This window comes from Streptomyces sp. NPDC093085 (assembly GCF_040683935.1).
GTDB lineage: Bacteria > Actinomycetota > Actinomycetes > Streptomycetales > Streptomycetaceae > Streptomyces.
Window position 1 is genome coordinate 64,194 of sequence record NZ_JBFBFB010000016.1, and the last position, 18,656, is coordinate 82,849.

The window sequence follows — 18,656 nt, forward strand, 5'->3', positions numbered from 1 at the left end:
GACCAGACGCCTGTATCCGGGTCAGCCTCCAGGCGTACAGACCCGTAGGGGGCCTTCCCCTAGGAGGAGGAGAACGGGGATGGGGCCCCTGAGGCGTCCCCACCCCACTCATGGCACAAAAGCGGCATTCTCCAGAAACAGGGATGAATCACTCACCCCTTGTCCACAGAAGCATCAAATAGCCTGTGGATAAGTCAAGTTGACTGTGGATCAAACCTGTGAGCCACCACCAATTCGAACTCCGGCAGGCCCGGCATCCGTCCGGCCGGTCAAGGACGGAGCTGGGCCAACGCCTCCGTGCCGATCCGCTCGAAGACCTTCTCGTCCGCGGCGAAGTCCGAGTCCGGAATGGGGGCGTGCACCGCGATCTCCGTGATCCCCAGCTCGAAGTGGCGGCCGGCGAAGTCCACGAACGCGTCCAGCGACTCCATCGGCCCGCTCCGGTCCGGCGTGAACCCGGTCAGCAGGATCTTCTCGACCTCCGCCACCGGCCGCCCGATCTCCGCGCATGCCGCGCCGAGCCGCTCGATCTGCCCGCGGACGGCCGCCCGTGACTCCTCCGGCGTGCCCGTCTCGAACAGCTTCGGGTCCCCGGTGGTCACCCACGCCTGCCCGTGCCGGGCCGCGAGCCGCATCCCGCGCGGCCCCGTCGCCGCCACCGCGAAGGGCAGCCGGGGCCGCTGCACGCACCCCGGGATCGAGCGGGCCTCGACCGCGGAGTAGAACGTCCCGTCGTACGACACGTCCGCCTCCGTCAGCAGCCGGTCCAGCAGCGGTACGAACTCGGCGAACCGGTCGGCCCGCTCCCTCGGCGACCACGCCCGCTGCCCCAGCGCCGTGGCGTCCCACCCCATGCCGCCCGCGCCGATCCCCAGCGTGATCCGGCCGTCCGACACATCGTCGAGCGTGAGCAGATCCTTGGCGAGCGTCACCGGGTGCCGGAAGTTCGGCGAGGTCACCAGCGTGCCGAGGCGGATACGCGCGGTCGCGGCGGCGGCCGCGGTCAGCGTGGGGACCGCCCCGAACCACGGGCCGTCGCGGAAGGTCCGCCAGGTCAGGTGGTCATAGGTGTACGCGGCATGGAAGCCGAGCCGCTCGGCACGCAGCCACTCGTCGCGGCCACCGTCGTGCCAGCGGCGGACAGGAAGGATCACGGTACTCAGACGCATGCCCGCGACGATACGGGCCCGGGCCCCGGCCGGTACGGGCCGCCCGGGGGACCGAGGAGGACCGGGCACGGCGGAGAGGGCGGACGGGCGCGACGGGGGGACAGGGACGGGGGGGGACAGGTACGACGACGCGGACGGGTGCGGCGCGGGTAGGGGGGCGTGACGGCTCATACGTGCGCCCCTCTGCCCGCCCGTGCGCGGACGTACGCGAGAATGGCCCGGTGACCTCCCCCTCTGGCTCCTCTTCCGCACCCGCCCCCTCTCCGCTCCCGGCCCGGCCCCGGCTGATCGCCACGGATCTGGACGGCACGCTCCTGCACGACGACAAGTCGGTCTCGGAGCGCACCGTCGCCGCGCTGGAGGCCGCCGAGGAGGCGGGGATCGAGGTCTTCTTCGTGACCGGCCGGCCGGCCCGGTGGATGGACGTGGTCAGCGCCCATGTGCACGGCCACGGGATGGCCATCTGCGCCAACGGTGCCGTGGTGGTCGACCTGCACTCCGGCGGCCGCCTGCTGAAGGCCCGCCCGCTGGAGCGCGAGACCGCCCTGGAGGTCGTGGCGGCGCTGCGGGCCGCCGCCCCCGGGACGACGTTCGCGGTCGAGGACACCGACGGCATCAACTACGAGCCGGAGTACCCCGGCTTCCCCCAGGACCCGGGCGGGATCGTCGCCACCGCCGAGAAGCTCCTCCGGGCCGGGTCCGGAGCCGGGGCCGGAGCGGCGGCGGACGGCGCCTCCCCCGCCCCCGTGCTGAAGCTCCTCGCCCACCACCCCGAACTCACCCCGGACGGCTTCCTCCGCCTGGCCCGCGAGGTGGCCGGCGACCACGCCACCATCACCCGCTCCAGCCCGACCGCGCTCCTGGAGATCAGCGGCCTCGGCGTGAGCAAGGCGAGCACGCTGGCCCTCTGCTGCGCGGAGCGCTCGATCTCCGCCGACGAGGTCGTCGCCTTCGGGGACATGCCCAACGACCTGGAGATGCTGACCTGGGCGGGCACGTCGTACGCGATGGGCAACGCGCACCCCGACGTCCTGGCCGCCGCGTCCGGCCGTACCCTCACCAACAACGAGGACGGCGTCGCGATCGTCATCGAACAGATCCTGGCGCGCCGGTAGGACGGGGACGCGGGGGCGCTCCGCAGGGGGCGGCGCTCCGCAGAGGGGCGCTCCGCAGGGGGGAGCGCCTTACGGGGGGAGGGTGGCCTACAACGGCACCTCCCAGATCACCGCGGCGCCGCGCCCCACTGCACCACCCGCACCACCCCCGCCACCACCCTCCCCTCCCGCACTCCCCGCGTCCCCGCCCAGCCCCGGCTCCGACCAACTCGACCCGCCCAGCGACTCGGCCCGTCGCCGGAGGTTGCGCAGTCCGCTGCGACGGCCCCCGGGCGGGATGCCCACCCCGTCGTCCGCGACCGTCAGCCGTACCGCCCGCCGGCCGTCGTCGAGCCGTACCGTCGCGTCGACCACCACCTCGATCCGGGACGCGCGCGCGTGCCGGAAGGCGTTGGAGAGCGCCTCCCGGAGCGCGGCGATCAGGTTCTTCCCGTACGGCTCGCCCACCGCCGCGTCGACCGGGCCGACGAAGCGGTACGTGGGCGTGAAGCCCAGCGGCACCGCCGCCATATGGATCTCCCGCAGGACCCGGGTCCGTACCCCCGAGGGCGCCTCCGCCGGGCCCTGCTGGAGGGCGAAGATGGCCGCCCGGATCTCCTGGATCGTCACATCCAGCGCCTCGACGGCCTGGTCGATGCCCTGATGGACCTCGGGCGCGACCGTGCCGCGCTGCGCGCTCTCCAGCATCATCCCGGTGGCGTGCAGCCGCTGGATCACCAGGTCGTGCAGGTCGCGGGCGATCCGGTCGCGGTCCTCCAGCACCGCCAGCCGCTCCCGGTCGCGCTGCGCCCCGGCCAGCATCAGCGCCAGCGCCGCCTGGGCCGCGAACTGGCCCGCCAGGGTGCGCTCCCGCTCGCCGAAGGACGGTGCGCCCCGCTCGCGCGGCATGACCAGCGCGCCGAGCACCCGCCCGTCCGTCCGCAGCGGCAACAGCATGATCGGCCCGAAGAGCGAGGCCGTATCGGTGATCATCCTCGGGTCGGTGGGCGCGTCCTCCACGAAGACGGCCTCGCCCGCCAGCAGCGAGGCGGCGGCGCGGCTCTCCGCCGGGATGGGATAGCCGGGCCGGACACAGGGGTCCTCGGCGGAGACGGCGACGACTTCGAGCCCGCCGCCGGGCGTCCGGAGCAGCACGGAGGCCATGGCCGAGTCGGAGAGGCGGCGGGCCTGCTCGGCGACGATGCTGAGCGCGTCCTCGACCGAGCCGCCGGAGAGCAGCGCGGTGGTGACGGCGACGGAGCCGTCGATCCACCGCTCGCGCTGCCGGGCCGCCTCGTACAGCCGGGCGTTGCCGATCGCGATGCCCGCCTCGGTGGCGAGCACGCGCAGCAGGTGCAGGTCGTGGTCGGTGAAGCCGGCGCCCTCGCCGGCGCCGGTCTTCTCGGCCAGATAGAAGTTGCCGACGGTCTCGCCCCGGCCCTGGACCGGGACGCCGAGGAAGGTACGCATCGGGGGGTGCCCCGGCGGGAATCCGGCCGCTCGCGGGTCGGCGGCCAGGTCGGTGAGGCGGATGGGGTCGGGGTGGCCGGTCAGCGCGCCGAGGAGGCCGGTGTGCCCGTCGGGCCACCGGCCGATCCGCCGGGCGGTGGCCGCGTCGACCCCGTACGTGACGAAGTCGGCGAGCCCCTGGCCCGCCTCGTCCACGACGCCGATCGCCGCGTACCGGGCGCCGACGAGCTCGGCGGCCGTCGCGCAGATCCGGTCGAGCGTGGCGTGCAGCCCCAGCCCCGCGCCGACGGAGCACATCGCCTCCAGGAGCTGGGGCACGCGCGCGGTCGTCTCGGCGGAGAGCCCTTCCAGGCTCCCCGCCGCGCGGATCGCCGCTTCGAGGGGGTCGAGCGGATCGAGGGGATCCAGCGGGTCCCAGGGGCCGGAGGGGACGGAGGGGTCGGGATCTGCCATGGAACCGAGGGTAGTAACGGGTGATTCACACCGAAAGTCGGATTCAGCGCGGAGTGGGCCCTTGGGCCGATCCCCCGGCCGATCCCCGGTCGGGTTCGCCGGCCGACGCGGCGGCAGCCCCGGAGGCGGAGGTACGCGCGGGCTCCTGAGCGGAGGTACGAGCAACGGGCGTACGGGCCACGGGCGTACCGGGAGCGGGCGTACCGACAGCAGGCGTACGGCCGGAGGACCCCCGGGCGGAAGACGTCCGGCCGGAGGAACCGGAGGAAGACGTCCGAGCAGCGGACACCCGGGCGGAAGACGCCTGGCCGGCGGAAGACGTCCGGCCAGAAGACCCCCGGGCCGAGGGCATCCGCGCGGCTTCCGGCCCGGCCGCGACCGGCGCGCCCAGCAGGTCACCCGCGCGCTCCCGCTCCAGCATCCGCCGCAGCGGCCCCTCGGCGGCGGCGAGTTCACCGTACGGGCCGCGCTGTACGGTGCGGCCCCCGTCGAGCACGATCACCTCGTCGACCGCGTCGAGCCCCCGCAGCCGGTGGGTGATCAGCAGCGTCGTACGGCCCTCGGTCGCCGCCAGCAGATCGGCGGTCAGCGCGTCGGCCGTCGCCAGGTCGAGGTGTTCCGCTGGCTCGTCCAGGATCAGCACCGGGAAGTCCGCGAGGAGCGCGCGGGCGAGCGCGAGCCGCTGGCGCTGGCCGCCGGAGAGCCGGGCGCCGTGCTCGCCGACCAGGGTGTCGAGCCCGTCGGGCAGCCCGTCGGCCCAGTCGAGCAGCCGGGCCCGGCGGAGCGCGTCCCGCAACTCCTCCTCGGCCGCTTCGGGCCGGGCGAGGCGCAGGTTCTCCCGTACGGAGCTGTCGAAGAGGTGGGCGTCCTGGGCGCAGAGCCCGACGAGGCGCCGTACGGTGTCCCCGTCGAGCGCCGTCAGCTCCGTACCGCCCAGCCGGCAGCTCCCCTCACTCGGGTCCAGAAAGCGCAGCAACACCTGCGCGAGCGTGGTCTTGCCCGCGCCCGAGGCGCCGACGACCGCCACCCGCTTCCCTGCGGTCAGCGTCAGATCGAAGCCGGTGAGCGCGGCACGCCGCTGCCCCGCGTACCGCGCCGACAGCCCCCGCACCTCCAGCGGGAACGGCGTGCCGGGGGCGGGCGCGGGCCGCTCCGGCTCCTGTACGGGGACGGGCGCGTCCAGCACCTCGCACACCCGCTCGGCGCCCCGGCGGGCCCGCTGCCGGTGGAGCACGGCGAGCGGCAGCCCGGCGACCGCCTCGAACGCGGCGAGCGGGGTCAGGACGACCACGGCGAGCTCCACGCCGTCCAGGCGCCCCGTGTGCACCGCCTGGACGCCCAGGAAGGCGGCGGCGGCCACGGTCGCGCCGCAGATCAGGGCGGTGAGCCCGGCACCCAGCGCCTGCGCGCCCGCGCTGCGCGAGGCGATCGAGGTCAGCTCCGCGTCGGCCGCGCGCACCTGGCGCAGCCGGCCGCGCAGCGCGCCCGCGACGGTCAGCTCCGCCGTCCCCCGCAGCAGGTCGACCACCCGGGTGGCGAGCGCCCCGCGCGCCGGGGCGAGCCGCCGCTCGGCGCGGCGCGCGCAGGCCCCGCTCAGCAGCGGTACGCCGGCCCCGGCGGCGAGCAGCCCGGCGGCCAGGGCGGCGCCCGCCTCGGGGAGCAGCCAGGCGGTGAAGCCGACGGTGCCCAGCGAGACGAGCAGGGCGGCGGAGACCGGGAGCAGCCAGCGGAGCCAGTAGTCCTGGAGTTCGTCGACATCCGCGACGAGCCGGGAGAGCAGGTCCCCGCGCCGCACCGCGCGGAGCCCGGCGGGCGCGACGCGCTCCAGCCGCCGGTAGACGGAGACCCGGAGGTCCGCGAGCATCCGCAGCACGGCGTCGTGCGAGACCAGCCGCTCGGCGTAACGGAACACCGCCCGCCCGATACCGAAGGCGCGGGTCGCGGTGACGGCGACCATCAGATAGAGGATGGGCGGCTGCTCCGAGGCGCGCGAGATCAGCCAGCCGGAGACGGCCATGAGCCCGACCGCCGACCCCAGGGCACACGCCCCGAGCACCAGCGCCAGCACGAAGCGCCCCCGCAACGCCCCGGCGGCCCCCCGCATCCGCCCGAGCGGCCCCCGCCCCACCCCCACACGCGCCTCCACGCCGGGCAGCTCCCCACCGGACACCACGCCACCGCGCGCCTCCATGCCGCCCGGCTCCCCACCACGCCCCACGCCCGCACGCACCTCAGCACCGCCCGGCTCCCCACCGGACACCACGCCCACGCGCGCCTCCGCGCCGACGGTCCCCACCGGCCGCCCCGCGAGGGTGACCACCCGGTCGGCCACGGCGAGCAGTGCGGGGCGGTGGACGACCAGGAGGACCGTACGGCCTGCGGAGAGTCGGCGTACCGCCTCGACGATGCCCGCCTCCGTCTCGCCGTCGAGCGCCGCCGTGGGCTCGTCCAGGAGGAGCAGGGGACGGTCGGCGAGGAAGGCGCGGGCCAGTGCGAGGCGTTGGCGCTGGCCGGCCGAGAGCCCGGCACCGTCCTCGCCGAGCACGGTCCGCACCCCGTGGGGGAGCGCCGTCACGAAATCGAGCGCGCCCGCGTCCCGGAGTGCGCGCTTCAGCGCCGTGTCGTCCGCGTCGGGCCGGGCGAGCAGGACGTTCTCCGCGATCGTCCCGGCGAAGAGGTACGGGTGCTGGGGCACCCAGGCGACGGTCTCGTGCCAGCGCTCCGGATCGAGATCGGCGAGGTCCTGGCCGTTCACCCGTACCCGGCCCTCGTCCGGTACGGCGAACCCGAGCACCGCATGGAGCAGCGTGGTCTTGCCGACGCCGCTCGGGCCGACCAGGGCCACGCTCTCCCCCGGCTCGACCGTCAGGGTGGCCGCGTCCAGCGACGGCTCCGTACGGCCCTGGTGGCGGACCGTCACCCCCGCCAGCTCCAGCCGGGGCGGCCCCTCCGCCGCGCCCGCACGGACCACCGGGGCCGTGCCGCGCCCGGCGGGCTCCGTCTCCAGGACGGCGAAGATCTCCTCGGCGGCGGAGAGCCCCTCGGCCGCCGCGTGGTACTCCGCCCCGACCTGCCGGATCGGCAGATACGCCTCGGGCGCGAGGACGAGGATCACCAGCCCGGTGTAGAGGTCGAGGTCACCGTGGACCAGCCGCATCCCGATCCCGACGGCGACCAGCGCCACCGACAGCGTCGCGAGCAGTTCCAGCGCGAACGACGAGAGGAAAGCGATCCGCAGGGTGCGCACCGTCGCCTGCCGGTACGCGGAGGTGATCGTACGGATCGCCTCGGCCTGCGCCTTGGCCCGGCCGAAGACCTTGAGGGTCGGCAGCCCGGCCACCACATCCAGGAAGTGGCCGGAGAGCCGGGAGAGCAGCCGCCACTGGCGGTCCATCCGGGACTGCGTGGCCCAGCCGATGAGCACCATGAACATCGGGATGAGCGGCAGGGTCACCACGATCACCGCCGCCGAGACCCAGTCCTCGGTAACGATCCGCGCGAGGACCGCCACCGGCACCACCACCGCCAGCCCGAGCTGCGGCAGATAACGCGCGAAGTAGCCGTCCAGCGCATCGACCCCCCGGGTGGCGAGCGCCACCAGCGAGCCGACGCTCCGGCCGCCCAGCCAGCCGGGCCCCAGCTCGGCCGCCCGCGCCAGCAGACGCCCCCGCAGTTCGGACTTGACCGCCGCGCTCGCCCGGTGGGCGGCGAGGCCGGTCAGCCAGGAAACCAGTCCACGCCCGGCGGCGACCGCGACGAGCAGCAGCAGGGGGGTGCGGAGATCGGAGGCGTCGTAACCGCGCTGGAACGCACCGACCACCACCTCGGCGATCAGCATCGCCTGGGCGATCACCAGCCCCGCCCCCGCCACCCCGAGGGCCACCACGGCCACCAGGAAGAGACGGGTGGAGCGGGCGTACCGCAGCAGACGCGGATCGATTGGTTTCACGTGAAACACCGCCTCCCGCCATGTTTCACGTGAAACATGGCCTTTCCGTCACTACCGCCACTACCGCCGTTACCGGCGCCGCTGCCGCCGGATCCGCTACGCGCCCGCGATGTGCTGCGTGCCGATCCGCTTGCGGAAGACCCAGTACGTCCACCCCTGGTAGAGCAGGACGACCGGAGTCGCGATCCCGGCACACCAGGTCATGATCGTCAGGGTGTACGGGGTGGACGCGGCGTTCGTCACCGTCAGATTCCACGCCTCGTTGAGCGAGGACGGCATGACGTTCGGGAAGAGCGCCAGGAAGAACGTCGCGACCAGCGCGACCACCGTCACCCCCGAGAAGACGAACGACCAGCCCTCCCGCCCGGCGCCGACCGCCCCGACCGCCGCCAGCAGCGCGGCCACCGCGACGACCGACGCGACCAGGCTCGCCCCGTCGCCCCCGTCCACCTGCGTCCACGCCAGGAAGCCGAGGACCGGTACCGCGGTGAGGGCCCCCAGCACGACCGCGAGACGCCGGGCCCTGGCCCGGATGTCCCCCACCGTCTTGAGCGCGGCGAACACCGTGCCGTGGAAGGTGAAGAGGGCCAGCGTCACCACCCCGCCGAGCAGTGCGTACGGGTTCAGCAGATCGGCGAGGGAGCCCACGTACTCCTTCTGCGCGTCGATCTGCACGCCGCGCACGATGTTGCCGAAGACGACCCCCCAGAGCAGCGCGGGGATCAGGGAGGTCCAGAAGATGGCGTGCTCCCAGTTGCGCTGCCACCGCTCCTCGGGCCGCTTGGCGCGGTACTCGAAGGCCACCCCGCGCAGGATCAGGCAGACCAGCACGAGCAGGAACGGCAGGTAGAAGCCGGAGAAGAGGGTGGCGTACCAGTCGGGGAAGGCCGCGAAGGTGGCCCCGGCGGCGCTCAGCAGCCAGACCTCGTTGCCGTCCCAGACCGGCCCGATGGTGTTGATCAGGACCCGGCGCTCCGCACGGTCGCGGGCGAGCAGCTTGGTCAGGACCCCGATACCGAAGTCGAAGCCTTCGAGGAAGAAATAGCCGGTCCACAGGACGGCGATCAGCACGAACCAGATGTCGTGAAGGTGCATTGCTCCTCAACTCCTCAGTACGAGAAGGCCATCGGCCGGTCGGCGTCCGCGTGGTCGCCGCCGATCTTGGTGGGCGGATTGAGGTCGTCCTCCGTCAGCTCCGGCGGGCCGGCCTTCACGTACTTCACGAGCAGCTTGACCTCGACGACCGCGAGGGCCGCGTACAGCAGCGTGAAGACGACCATGGAGGCGATCACCTCGCCCTGGGAGACCCCGGGGGAGACGGCGTCGGCGGTGCGCAGCACCCCGTAGACCACCCAGGGCTGCCGGCCGGTCTCGGTGAAGATCCAGCCCCAGGAGTTGGCGATCAGCGGGAAGAGCAGCGTCCAGAGGGCGGTGAGCCAGTACCAGCGGGCGACCCGGGGGCTGAGCACCTTGGTGCGGAAGAGAACCAGGTTCGGGACCTCGTCCTCGCCGGTCCGCAGCGCGGGCGGCAGCAGGAACTTCTTCCGGGTGAGCCAGAGCCCCAGCAGCCCGAGGCCGAAGGACGCCATGCCGAACCCGATCATCCAGCGGAAGCCCCAGTAGGCGACGGGGATGTTGGGCCGGTAGTCGCCGGGGCCGAACTTCTCCTGCTCGGCCTTGTTGACGTCGTTGATACCGGGGACGTACGAGGTGAAGTCGTTGTTGGCGAGGAAGGAGAGCAGCCCGGGGATCTCGATGGCGACATCGTTGTGGCCCTTGTCGACGTCCCCGTAGGCGAAGACGGAGAACGGCGCCGGCCCCTCGCCGTCCCACAGCGCCTCGGCGGCGGCCATCTTCATCGGCTGCTGCTTGAACATGACCTTGCCGAGGGTGTCGCCGCTGACGGCGGTGAGCAGCCCCGCGACGATCACGGTGACCAGACCGAGCCGGAGCGAGGTGCGCATCACCGGGATGTTCTTCTTGCGCATCAGATGGAAGGCGGCGATACCGACCATGAAGGCGCCGCCGACGAGGAAGGCCGCCGTCAGGGTGTGGAAGAACTGGGTGACGGCGGTGTCCTGGGTGAGCACACGCCAGAAGTCGGTGAGTTCGGCCCGGCCCGACTCCTTGTTGATCCGGTAGCCGACCGGGTGCTGCATCCAGGAGTTGGCCGCCAGGATGAAGTAGGCGGAGAGGACCGTGCCGATCGAGACCATCCAGATGCAGGCGAGGTGGATCCGCTTCGGCAGCTTGTCCCAGCCGAAGATCCACAGCCCGATGAAGGTGGACTCGAAGAAGAAGGCGATCAGCGCCTCGAAGGCGAGCGGCGCCCCGAAGATGTCCCCGACGAAGCGCGAGTAGTCGGACCAGTTCATGCCGAACTGGAACTCCTGGACGATGCCGGTGACCACGCCCATCGCGATGTTGATCAGAAAGAGCTTCCCCCAGAACTTGGTGGCCCTGAGGTACTTCGGGTTCTCCGTGCGGACCCACGCGGTCTGCAACCCGGCGGTGAGCGCGGCGAGCGAGATCGTCAGGGGGACGAAGAGGAAGTGGTAGACGGTCGTGATGCCGAACTGCCAGCGCGCCAGGGTCTCCGGCGCCAGAGCGAGATCCACGTCTTCTCTCCTTACATCAAGCTGTCCCGTGCGACCGGTGGCGTACCGTCCGGTTTGACCGGGGCGTACCGTCTGGAAACGGACTAGCTTGTGAACGCGTTCACATTCACAAGCATTATGTCGCACATGCCTTCCGGATCTTCGAGCGGGGGGTCCCCTCCGTCGACTTCAAGCCAGACGCGCCGCGCGCGCTCACGTTTGAGGGGTGGCCCCCACCGGGACCACCCCTCAAACGTATGTACGTATGCAGCCCCTACAGCCCCTTGCGGAACGCCCCTGCCGCCTGGAGGAAGAGGTCGTTCGCCTCGGGCTCGCCGACCGTGACCCGTACCCCCTCGCCCGCGAAGGGCCGTACGACCACGCCCGCCTCCTCGCAGACCGCCGCGAACGCCGCCGTGCGCTCCCCGAGCCGCAGCCAGACGAAGTTCGCCTGTGTCTCCGGCACCGTCCACCCCTGGCCGACCAGGCCCGCGTACACCCGCTCCCGCTCGGCCACCAGCGCGCCGACCCGCCCCAGCAGCTCGTCCTCCGCGCGCAGCGAGGCGACCGCCGCCTCCTGGGCGATCTGGCTCACCCCGAAGGGGACCGCCGTCTTCCGCAGCGCCGCCGCCACCGGCTCGTGCGCCACGGCGAACCCGACCCGCAGCCCGGCCAGCCCGTACGCCTTGGAGAAGGTGCGCAGCACCGCCACGTTCGGGCGGTCGCGGTAGATCTCGATGCCGTCCGGCACCCCGCCCCCCTCGCCCTCGGCGGCGCGGATGAACTCGCGGTACGCCTCGTCGAGCACCACCAGCACATCGCCCGGCACCCGGTCGAGGAACCGTTCCAGCGCCGCCCTGCGCACCACGGTGCCGGTCGGGTTGTTGGGGTTGCAGACGAAGATCAGCCGGGTCCGGTCGGTGATCGCGTCGGCCATCGCGTCCAGGTCATGCCCCTCGCCCGGCGTCAGCGGCACCTGTACGGACGTCGCCCCCGAGATCTGTGTGATGATCGGGTAGGCCTCGAAGGAGCGCCAGGCGTAGATGACCTCGTCCCCGGGGCCCGAGGTGGCCTGAAGCAGTTGCTGGGCCACCCCCACGGATCCGGTGCCGGTCGCCAGATGCGTGAGCGGCACCCCGAACCGGTCCGCCAGCTCGTTCATCAGCCCGGTGCACGCCATGTCGGGGTAGCGGTTGAAGGCCCCGGCGGCCTCGACCGCCTGCTCCATCACCCCGGGCAGCGGCGGGTACGGGTTCTCGTTGGAGGAGAGCTTGTACGCGACGGGCCCGCCCGACGCGGCCGGCCGGCCCGGCTTGTACGTGGGGATGCCGTCCAGTTCGGCACGGAGCTTGGGGGTCGTCCGGAGCTTGGGGCTCGTCTCGCTCACCGGGGTCCTCCTCGGCCGTTCGGCGGTCGGCGGCCCGGTCCGTCCTGCCCGGTCCAGGCGCCATCGATGCCGCTCACCCTACGAGGAGCGGTGGCCAGGACGAACGCCGGGCACAGCTCCGCCCCCGACGCCGGGCGCGGAGGCCCCCTCCCGGGCGCGGACATCGCGGGGGAACCCGGGCGAGGGAACCCGGAGGAACGCGGGAAAAACAGGGGGAGCACTTCTCCCTCCGGCGTGCGCCGGTGGCTCGCGCCGTGGCGCGCATCCCTCGTAGAGGTGAGTTGAGACCTCTTCGAAACATGGGCCCCTCGGCAGGCCCATACCGTCCCTTACAGAGGAGACCATGGCAGAAACGATTAACTCCCTTGCCTTTCAAGGTCGTTGAGCCAGATATGTCTTGCAGAAACGTGCCTCCTGCCGGGTGCATATGCGACCGGCCCTACCCCCCGCGAGCGCCCTACTATCGGCTCGCCATGACAGCAGCAGGGAAACACCAGGTGAGCCGGACGGACACAACCCGCCGGGGAAGCCGGCAGAGTCGGGCGGGCATCCGGGACGTCGCCGCCGCCGCCGGTGTCTCCATCACGACTGTCTCGGACGCGCTCAACGGGAAGGGCCGGTTACCCGAGGCCACCCGGAGCCATGTCCGAGAAGTGGCGGAGCGCCTCGGCTACCGGCCGTCCGCCGCCGCCCGCACCCTCCGTACCGGCAAGTCGGGGCTGATCGGCCTGACCGTGACCACGTACGGGGATGAACCTTTCACCTTCACCGAGTTCGCCTACTTCGCCGAGATGGCCAGGGCCGCCACCTCCGCCGCGCTCGCCCGCGGCTACGCCCTCGTCATCCTCCCCGCGACCTCCCGCCACGACGTCTGGGCCAATGTCGCCCTCGACGGAACCGTGGTCATCGACCCCTCCGACCACGACCCCGTCGTCGCCGAACTCGTCCGCCAGGGCCTCCCGGTCGTCTCCGACGGCCGCCCCGCCGGCACCCTCCCGGTCACCGCCTGGGTCGACAACGACCACGAGGCGGCCGTCCTCGACCTGCTCGACCATCTCGCCGCCGCCGGCGCCCGCCGGATCGGCCTGCTCACCGGCACCACCACGGACACCTACACCCGGCTCTCCACCACGGCGTATCTGCGCTGGTGCGAGCGGGTCGGCCAGGACCCGGTCTACGAGTCCTACCCCGCCCACGACCCCTGTGCCGGGGCCGTCGCCGCCGACCGGCTGCTGGCCCGCCCGGACCGCCCGGACGCCGTCTACGGCCTCTTCGACCCCAACGGCACCGACCTCCTCGCGGCCGCCCGCCGCTACGGGTTACGGGTCCCCGAGGACCTGCTGATCGTCTGCTGCAGCGAGTCCACGGTCTACGCCTCCACGGAACCCCCCGTCACCACGCTCTCCCTGAAGCCCCGCCGCATCGGCACCGCCGTGATCCAGCTCCTCATCGACGCCATCGAGGGCGTCGAGACCGACCGGCCGGTCGAGCAGGTGATACCGACCGAACTGATCGTCAGGACCTCCTCCCAGCGCCGCCCGCCCCGCACCACGGTCAGCGCCCCCCGCTCCCCCGCGGGCGACTGAGGGGCCCGTACGGAACCGGCGTACGGAACCGGCGCAGGGAACGCCACACGGAACGCCGTACGGAACCGGGACGGAGCCGGGACGAAAGCGGGACGTGAACGGGGCGCGAGCGCGAGGTGAGCGCCCGCCGCCCCGCGTTTCCCCGGCCCCTACGGCGCCGTACGGGCCCGTACGAGGCCCCGAGGCGACCACCACGCCCCCGTACGACACCACCGGACCGGCTGATTCCGGCACCCCGCCGAACGGCCGGACCCTCGGCATTTCGGGCGATCGACGCGAAATCAGCCACCGAACCGGCGGTACGATCGGATTCACCACCCCTGGTGCGTCACAGAGGCCCGAGGTCATTCCTATGATGGGCGCACGACACCACGGACCTTCCCTTTTCCGCCGCCGGGCACAACCCGGGCGGGGCGGGCGGGCCCGAGAGGTGTACGGCGGCACGACGGTGGTGGAGGGGTCGATGACACAGGGGGCCGGTCAGGGACCCGTGGTGCGGACGGCGACGTTGCGCGACTTCCGCGTACCGCCCTACGCGCAGGTTCCCGTGGAGTCCGGAGAGCCGGCACCGCCCGGCCCGCCCAGCCCGGCGGGCCCGCCCGCCGCCGTACCCGCGCCGCCGCCCCCGGCCGCCCCGGCAGCGGCACCGGCGGCCCCCGCGCACGCCCCGCACCCCGCCGCCGGGCCGTCGGCACCGCCCCCGGCGCCCACGGGCCACCCCGGTGACGCGGTCCCCGCGGACGAGCCGCCGGAGGGGTACACACCGACCGAGCGCGACCTCCCGGTGATCACCATGGCCAACCGGGGCGACACCGTGCTGGTCAAGGTGGACGCCGCCGCCGAGAGCAGCGACATCGAAGGCCCCGGGCCGCTCTTCGTCGTCGGGGACGTCCACGGCTATCTCGACGAACTCGTCGCCGCCCTCACCGAACAGGGCCTGATCGACGCCGAGCGCCGGTGGGCCGCCGGCAACGCCCGCCTCTGGTTCCTCGGCGACTTCACCGACCGGGGCCCCGACGGCATCGGCGTCATCGACCTCGTCATGCGGCTCTCCGCCGAGGCCGCGGCGGCCGGCGGCTACTGCAAGGCCCTGATGGGCAATCACGAACTGCTCCTCATCGGCGCGAAGCGGTTCGGCGACACCCCCGTCAACTCCGGCGCCGGCACCGCCACCTTCCAGGCCGCCTGGATCCTCAACGGCGGCCAGCGCACCGACATGGAGCGCCTCCAGGACGTCCATCTCCAGTGGATGTCCCATCTCGACGCGGTCGTCGAGGAGGACGGGCATCTGCTGATGCACTCCGACACCACGGCCTATCTCGACTACGGCTCGTCCATCGACGAGGTCAACGACACCATCTACCAGATCCTGACGCGCAATGACGCCGACGAATGCTGGGACCTCTTCCGCAAACTCACCAAACGCTTCGCCTTCCGCGACGAAGGCGGCCCGGAGGCCGTACGGGAACTCCTCTCCCGGTACGGCGGAGGGCGAGTGGTCCACGGCCACAGCCCGATTCCCTATCTGCTCGGCGAAGTCGGCACAGAAGACGCGTCCGACGACGAAGGCGACACCGAGCCGGTGGTGGAAGGGCCGCACGTATATGCCGACGGGCTGGCCATCGCGATGGACGGCGGGGTGACGATGGCGGGAAAGCTGCTGGTCGCACGGCTTCCGCTGGCCAACTGATTCGATGTGGACAGGTGTTTTCCGGAAACCCCCTGTCACGGCACGCCAAAACCGCTCTACCATCTGCTTATCCGTAGCAGGCTCTCCTCCGTTTCCGCCGACTGCGGCTCGTACCTCACGGGCGCGACGGCCCTACGGAGTATCGGGGGATGCACATGAATAGCGCTCCGCACCTGCTGAGCGAGGATCGCGCGGATTTCGAGCGCATCCTCGACGATGTGCTGCGCAATGCGCACGAACGTCCGGACCTCGCCAAGGTCGGGCAGCGGCTCACCGCCGAGCAGTTGCGCACCCGGGCCCTCAACGCGACGGCCCGGATAGCCACGGCCGCCGCCGCCGAGTACGAGCATTACGCCACGCTCCGCGAGGAGTCCCGCGCGCCGGCCGCCACCACGCCCGACTCCGTACGGGACCCCGCCCCGGAGGAGCCGCCCGGCTCCGGCGCCGGACTCACGGCCGTCGTCAGCGTCCTGGTGCCGGTCCTCGGCGGGGTGGCGGCAGTGATCTTCCTCCTCGTCGGCTACCTCCTGAAGGCGCTCGACCCGCCGCCCGCCTTCGCGAGCAGCCTGGTCGCGGTCGGCTGGTTCTTCGCCGCCATCACCGCGATCGGCATCCTCGGCGCGGCGGTGGGGCTGCTGGTCACCGCCATGCGCAACAGCTCGACCGAACTGCCGGCCGACGAGACCGCGGGCCGCGAACCGCCCGACGAGGTCGCCCGCGCGCGCGAGGCCTGGCGCCACGCCCTGCTGGAGCGCGGCATCCTGCCCTTCCTGCGCAAGGCCCTCGACGACGCCGGTACGGCCCCGGCCGCCACGCCCGCGCCGACCCGGTCGGCGACCCAGCTCCCGAAGATCGGCTACAGCAGGCCGGACTTCTCCAGCCCCGACGACGGCTCCGACGCGGGCAAGCGGCCGAACTTCAGCAGCCCCGACTTCAGCGGCCCGGACTTCACCAGCCCCGACTTCGGCGGCCCGGAACACCGGCCGGAGTGACCCCGGCCGCCCCCGGAACGGCTCCGGGGTGCCCCTCGGGGTGACTCCGAGGTGACCGGGCCCCCGTCGAGGGCCGCCCGGTCACCCGGGACGGAGCGGCCCTCACCCGGCCTCGGGCCACGGCGCCCGGCGGCTCAGTCGGCCAGCGGCAGATAGACCCGGTTACCGGCCGCTGCGAACTCCTTGGACTTCTCCGCCATGCCCGCCTCGATCTCGGCCGCCGAGGCCGCCGTGGCCCCGCCCGGCCCCGTACCGCCCTCACCCGTACGACCCGGTTCCGTACCGTCGGCGCCGCTGCCGCCGGACAGGTCGTCGCCATGCCGGCGCCGGATGTCCTGCGAGATCTTCATCGAGCAGAACTTCGGACCGCACATCGAGCAGAAATGCGCCGTCTTCGCCGGCTCCGCGGGCAGCGTCTCGTCATGGAACTCCCGTGCCGTGTCCGGGTCGAGCGCCAGGTTGAACTGGTCCTCCCAGCGGAACTCGAAGCGGGCGTCCGACAGCGCGTCGTCCCACTCCTGGGCCCCCGGATGCCCCTTGGCGAGATCCGCCGCATGGGCCGCGATCTTGTACGTGATGACGCCCGTCTTGACGTCGTCGCGGTCCGGCAGCCCCAGATGCTCCTTGGGCGTGACGTAGCAGAGCATCGCCGTGCCCCACCACGCGATCATCGCCGCGCCGATCCCGGAGGTGATGTGGTCGTACGCCGGGGCCACATCGGTGGTCAGCGGTCCGAGCGTGTAGAACGGCGCCTCCTCGCAGATCTCCTGCTGGAGGTCGATGTTCTCCTTGATCTTGTGCATCGGCACATGGCCGGGTCCCTCGATCATCGTCTGGACCTGGTGGCTCTTCGCGATCGTGTTCAACTCGCCCAGCGTGCGCAACTCGGCGAACTGCGCCTCGTCGTTGGCGTCCGCGATGGAGCCGGGGCGCAGCCCGTCGCCGAGCGAGTACGTCACGTCGTACGCGGCGAGGATCTCGCACAGTTCGTCGAAGTTCTCGTAGAGGAACGACTCCTTGTGGTGTGCGAGGCACCAGGCGGCCATGATCGAACCGCCGCGCGAGACGATGCCGGTCTTGCGGCGCGCGGTGAGCGGTACATAGCGGAGCAGGACCCCGGCGTGGACCGTCATGTAGTCGACGCCCTGCTCGGCCTGTTCGATCACCGTGTCCTTGTAGATGTCCCAGGTCAGCTCCTCGGCCTTGCCGTCGACCTTTTCGAGCGCCTGGTAGAGCGGCACGGTGCCGATGGGCACGGGGGAGTTGCGCAGCACCCACTCGCGGGTGGTGTGGATGTTGCGGCCGGTGGAGAGGTCCATGACCGTGTCGGCGCCCCAGCGGGTCGCCCAGGTCATCTTCTCCACCTCCTCCTCGATGGAGGAGGTGACGGCGGAGTTGCCGATGTTCGCGTTGACCTTCACCAGGAACCGCTTGCCGATGATCATCGGCTCGCTCTCGGGGTGGTTGACGTTGGCCGGCAGGACGGCGCGCCCCGCCGCGATCTCGTCGCGGACGGTCTCCGGGGAGACGTTCTCGCGGATCGCGACGTACTCCATCTCCGGGGTGATCTCGCCCTGGCGGGCGTACGCGAGCTGGGTCACCGTCCGGCCCGCGCGGCCCCGGCGCGGCTGGCGCGGGCGGCCGGGGAAGACCGCGTCGAGCCCCCGCAGGTTCCCGGAGCCGCCCGGGAGGGTCCCGCCGCGCGGGGTGGTGTGCTTGAGCCCGTCGTCCTCGGGACGGGGCGCCCGGCCCGCGTACTCCTCGGTGTCGCCCCGGCCGATGATCCAGTTCTCCCGCAGCGGCGCGAGACCGCGGCGTACGTCGGTGTCGACGGCGGGGTCGGTGTACGGGCCGGAGGTGTCGTACAGCGTGACGTCCCGGCCATTGGTGAGGTGGACCCGGCGGACCGGTACGCGGAGGTCGGGGCGCGATCCCCCGACATACCCCTTGTGCCAGCCGACGGCCTCCCCGGTGGGGCGCGGGCCGTCCGTGCCCTCCTGGCCGGAGGCAGACAGATGTGTGTCCTGATCGGTCATGAGACCTACTCCCTACGCCGGCATTACCCGGTAACAGGTTCAGCGGTCGGCGCAGCGATGGTGTCCGGGAAGCGTCCCGGGACCTACACGTCAGCGCCCTCTCAGCCCGGTGCTCCGAGCTCCCGCGTGTGCAAAGGTTGCCTCCACGCTAGCGTCATATCGGGCACGCTGACCAGAGGGCCCTCCGCTTCCTCCGCCTTCTTGCGATGATCGGGCGGTGACCCCACCCACGC

Annotated in this window: 11 protein-coding genes and 1 riboswitch; of the genes, 4 read left to right on the top strand and 7 right to left on the bottom strand. The window is 72.5% G+C overall.

All coding sequences use genetic code 11. From position 1 onward, the window contains the following. Positions 1-269: 269 nt before the first annotated feature. Positions 270-1,169, bottom strand: coding sequence for an LLM class flavin-dependent oxidoreductase (locus AB0O07_RS31480; RefSeq protein ID WP_365639766.1), 900 nt, complete (start codon positions 1,167-1,169; stop codon positions 270-272). A 221-nt stretch (positions 1,170-1,390) separates the two neighbouring features. On the opposite strand from AB0O07_RS31480, the gene AB0O07_RS31485 reads away from it, so the two are divergent. Then, positions 1,391-2,284, top strand: coding sequence for an HAD hydrolase family protein (locus tag AB0O07_RS31485; RefSeq protein ID WP_365639768.1), 894 nt, complete (start codon positions 1,391-1,393; stop codon positions 2,282-2,284). Positions 2,285-2,371: 87 nt separating this feature from the next. On the opposite strand, the gene AB0O07_RS31490 is transcribed toward AB0O07_RS31485, so the two are convergent. The 5 genes from AB0O07_RS31490 to hisC all read right to left on the bottom strand — a co-directional run bounded on the left by AB0O07_RS31490 (position 2,372) and on the right by hisC (position 12,119). Beyond that, a complete protein-coding gene (locus tag AB0O07_RS31490) occupies positions 2,372-4,141 on the bottom strand; it encodes a GAF domain-containing protein (RefSeq protein WP_365639947.1) in 1,770 nt (589 codons plus the stop codon). 88 nt (positions 4,142-4,229) lie between these two features. Continuing rightward, the gene (gene cydD, locus AB0O07_RS31495) at positions 4,230-8,135 is read right to left on the bottom strand and encodes a thiol reductant ABC exporter subunit CydD (RefSeq protein ID WP_365639771.1); all 3,906 of its coding nucleotides are present in this window, start codon (positions 8,133-8,135) and stop codon (positions 4,230-4,232) included. A 96-nt stretch (positions 8,136-8,231) separates the two neighbouring features. Beyond that, complete coding sequence (gene cydB, locus AB0O07_RS31500; protein ID WP_365639774.1) at positions 8,232-9,230, bottom strand: cytochrome d ubiquinol oxidase subunit II; 999 nt, start codon at positions 9,228-9,230, stop codon at positions 8,232-8,234. A 14-nt stretch (positions 9,231-9,244) separates the two neighbouring features. Continuing rightward, on the bottom strand, positions 9,245-10,753 hold the full coding sequence (locus AB0O07_RS31505) for a cytochrome ubiquinol oxidase subunit I (RefSeq protein ID WP_365639776.1): 1,509 nt from the start codon (positions 10,751-10,753) through the stop codon (positions 9,245-9,247). Positions 10,754-11,006: 253 nt separating this feature from the next. Further along, a complete protein-coding gene (gene hisC / locus AB0O07_RS31510; RefSeq protein WP_365639778.1) occupies positions 11,007-12,119 on the bottom strand; it encodes a histidinol-phosphate transaminase in 1,113 nt (370 codons plus the stop codon). A gap of 473 nt (positions 12,120-12,592) precedes the next feature. Between hisC and AB0O07_RS31515 the strand changes: the two genes are divergently transcribed. From AB0O07_RS31515 to AB0O07_RS31525, 3 genes are all read left to right on the top strand, one after another. Beyond that, positions 12,593-13,705 (top strand): LacI family DNA-binding transcriptional regulator, encoded by a 1,113-nt coding sequence (locus AB0O07_RS31515; protein ID WP_365639780.1) that lies wholly within the window; start codon positions 12,593-12,595, stop codon positions 13,703-13,705. Between the two features lie 448 nt (positions 13,706-14,153). Then, a complete protein-coding gene (locus AB0O07_RS31520) occupies positions 14,154-15,395 on the top strand; it encodes a metallophosphoesterase (RefSeq protein WP_365639950.1) in 1,242 nt (413 codons plus the stop codon). A gap of 149 nt (positions 15,396-15,544) precedes the next feature. Beyond that, a complete protein-coding gene (locus tag AB0O07_RS31525; protein WP_365639783.1) occupies positions 15,545-16,387 on the top strand; it encodes a hypothetical protein in 843 nt (280 codons plus the stop codon). Between the two features lie 134 nt (positions 16,388-16,521). Here the strand turns inward: AB0O07_RS31525 and thiC are convergent, their stop codons facing one another. Further along, positions 16,522-18,423: a phosphomethylpyrimidine synthase ThiC gene (gene thiC, locus AB0O07_RS31530; protein WP_365639785.1), complete on the bottom strand. Its 1,902-nt coding sequence runs from the start codon at positions 18,421-18,423 to the stop codon at positions 16,522-16,524. Beyond that, a riboswitch (TPP riboswitch) is annotated at positions 18,416-18,559 on the bottom strand. (Overlaps the previous gene by 8 nt.) Positions 18,560-18,656 lie beyond the last annotated feature (97 nt).

Excerpts from the sequence above, each read along its gene's own strand:
- cydB (WP_365639774.1), bottom strand. The coding sequence starts at position 9,230 with ATGCACCTTCACGACATCTGGTTCGTGCTGATCGCCGTCCTGTGGACC.
- thiC (WP_365639785.1), bottom strand. The coding sequence starts at position 18,423 with ATGACCGATCAGGACACACATCTGTCTGCCTCCGGCCAGGAGGGCACG.
- AB0O07_RS31515 (WP_365639780.1), top strand. The coding sequence starts at position 12,593 with ATGACAGCAGCAGGGAAACACCAGGTGAGCCGGACGGACACAACCCGC.
- AB0O07_RS31525 (WP_365639783.1), top strand. The coding sequence starts at position 15,545 with ATGCACATGAATAGCGCTCCGCACCTGCTGAGCGAGGATCGCGCGGAT.
- AB0O07_RS31480 (WP_365639766.1), bottom strand. The coding sequence starts at position 1,169 with ATGCGTCTGAGTACCGTGATCCTTCCTGTCCGCCGCTGGCACGACGGT.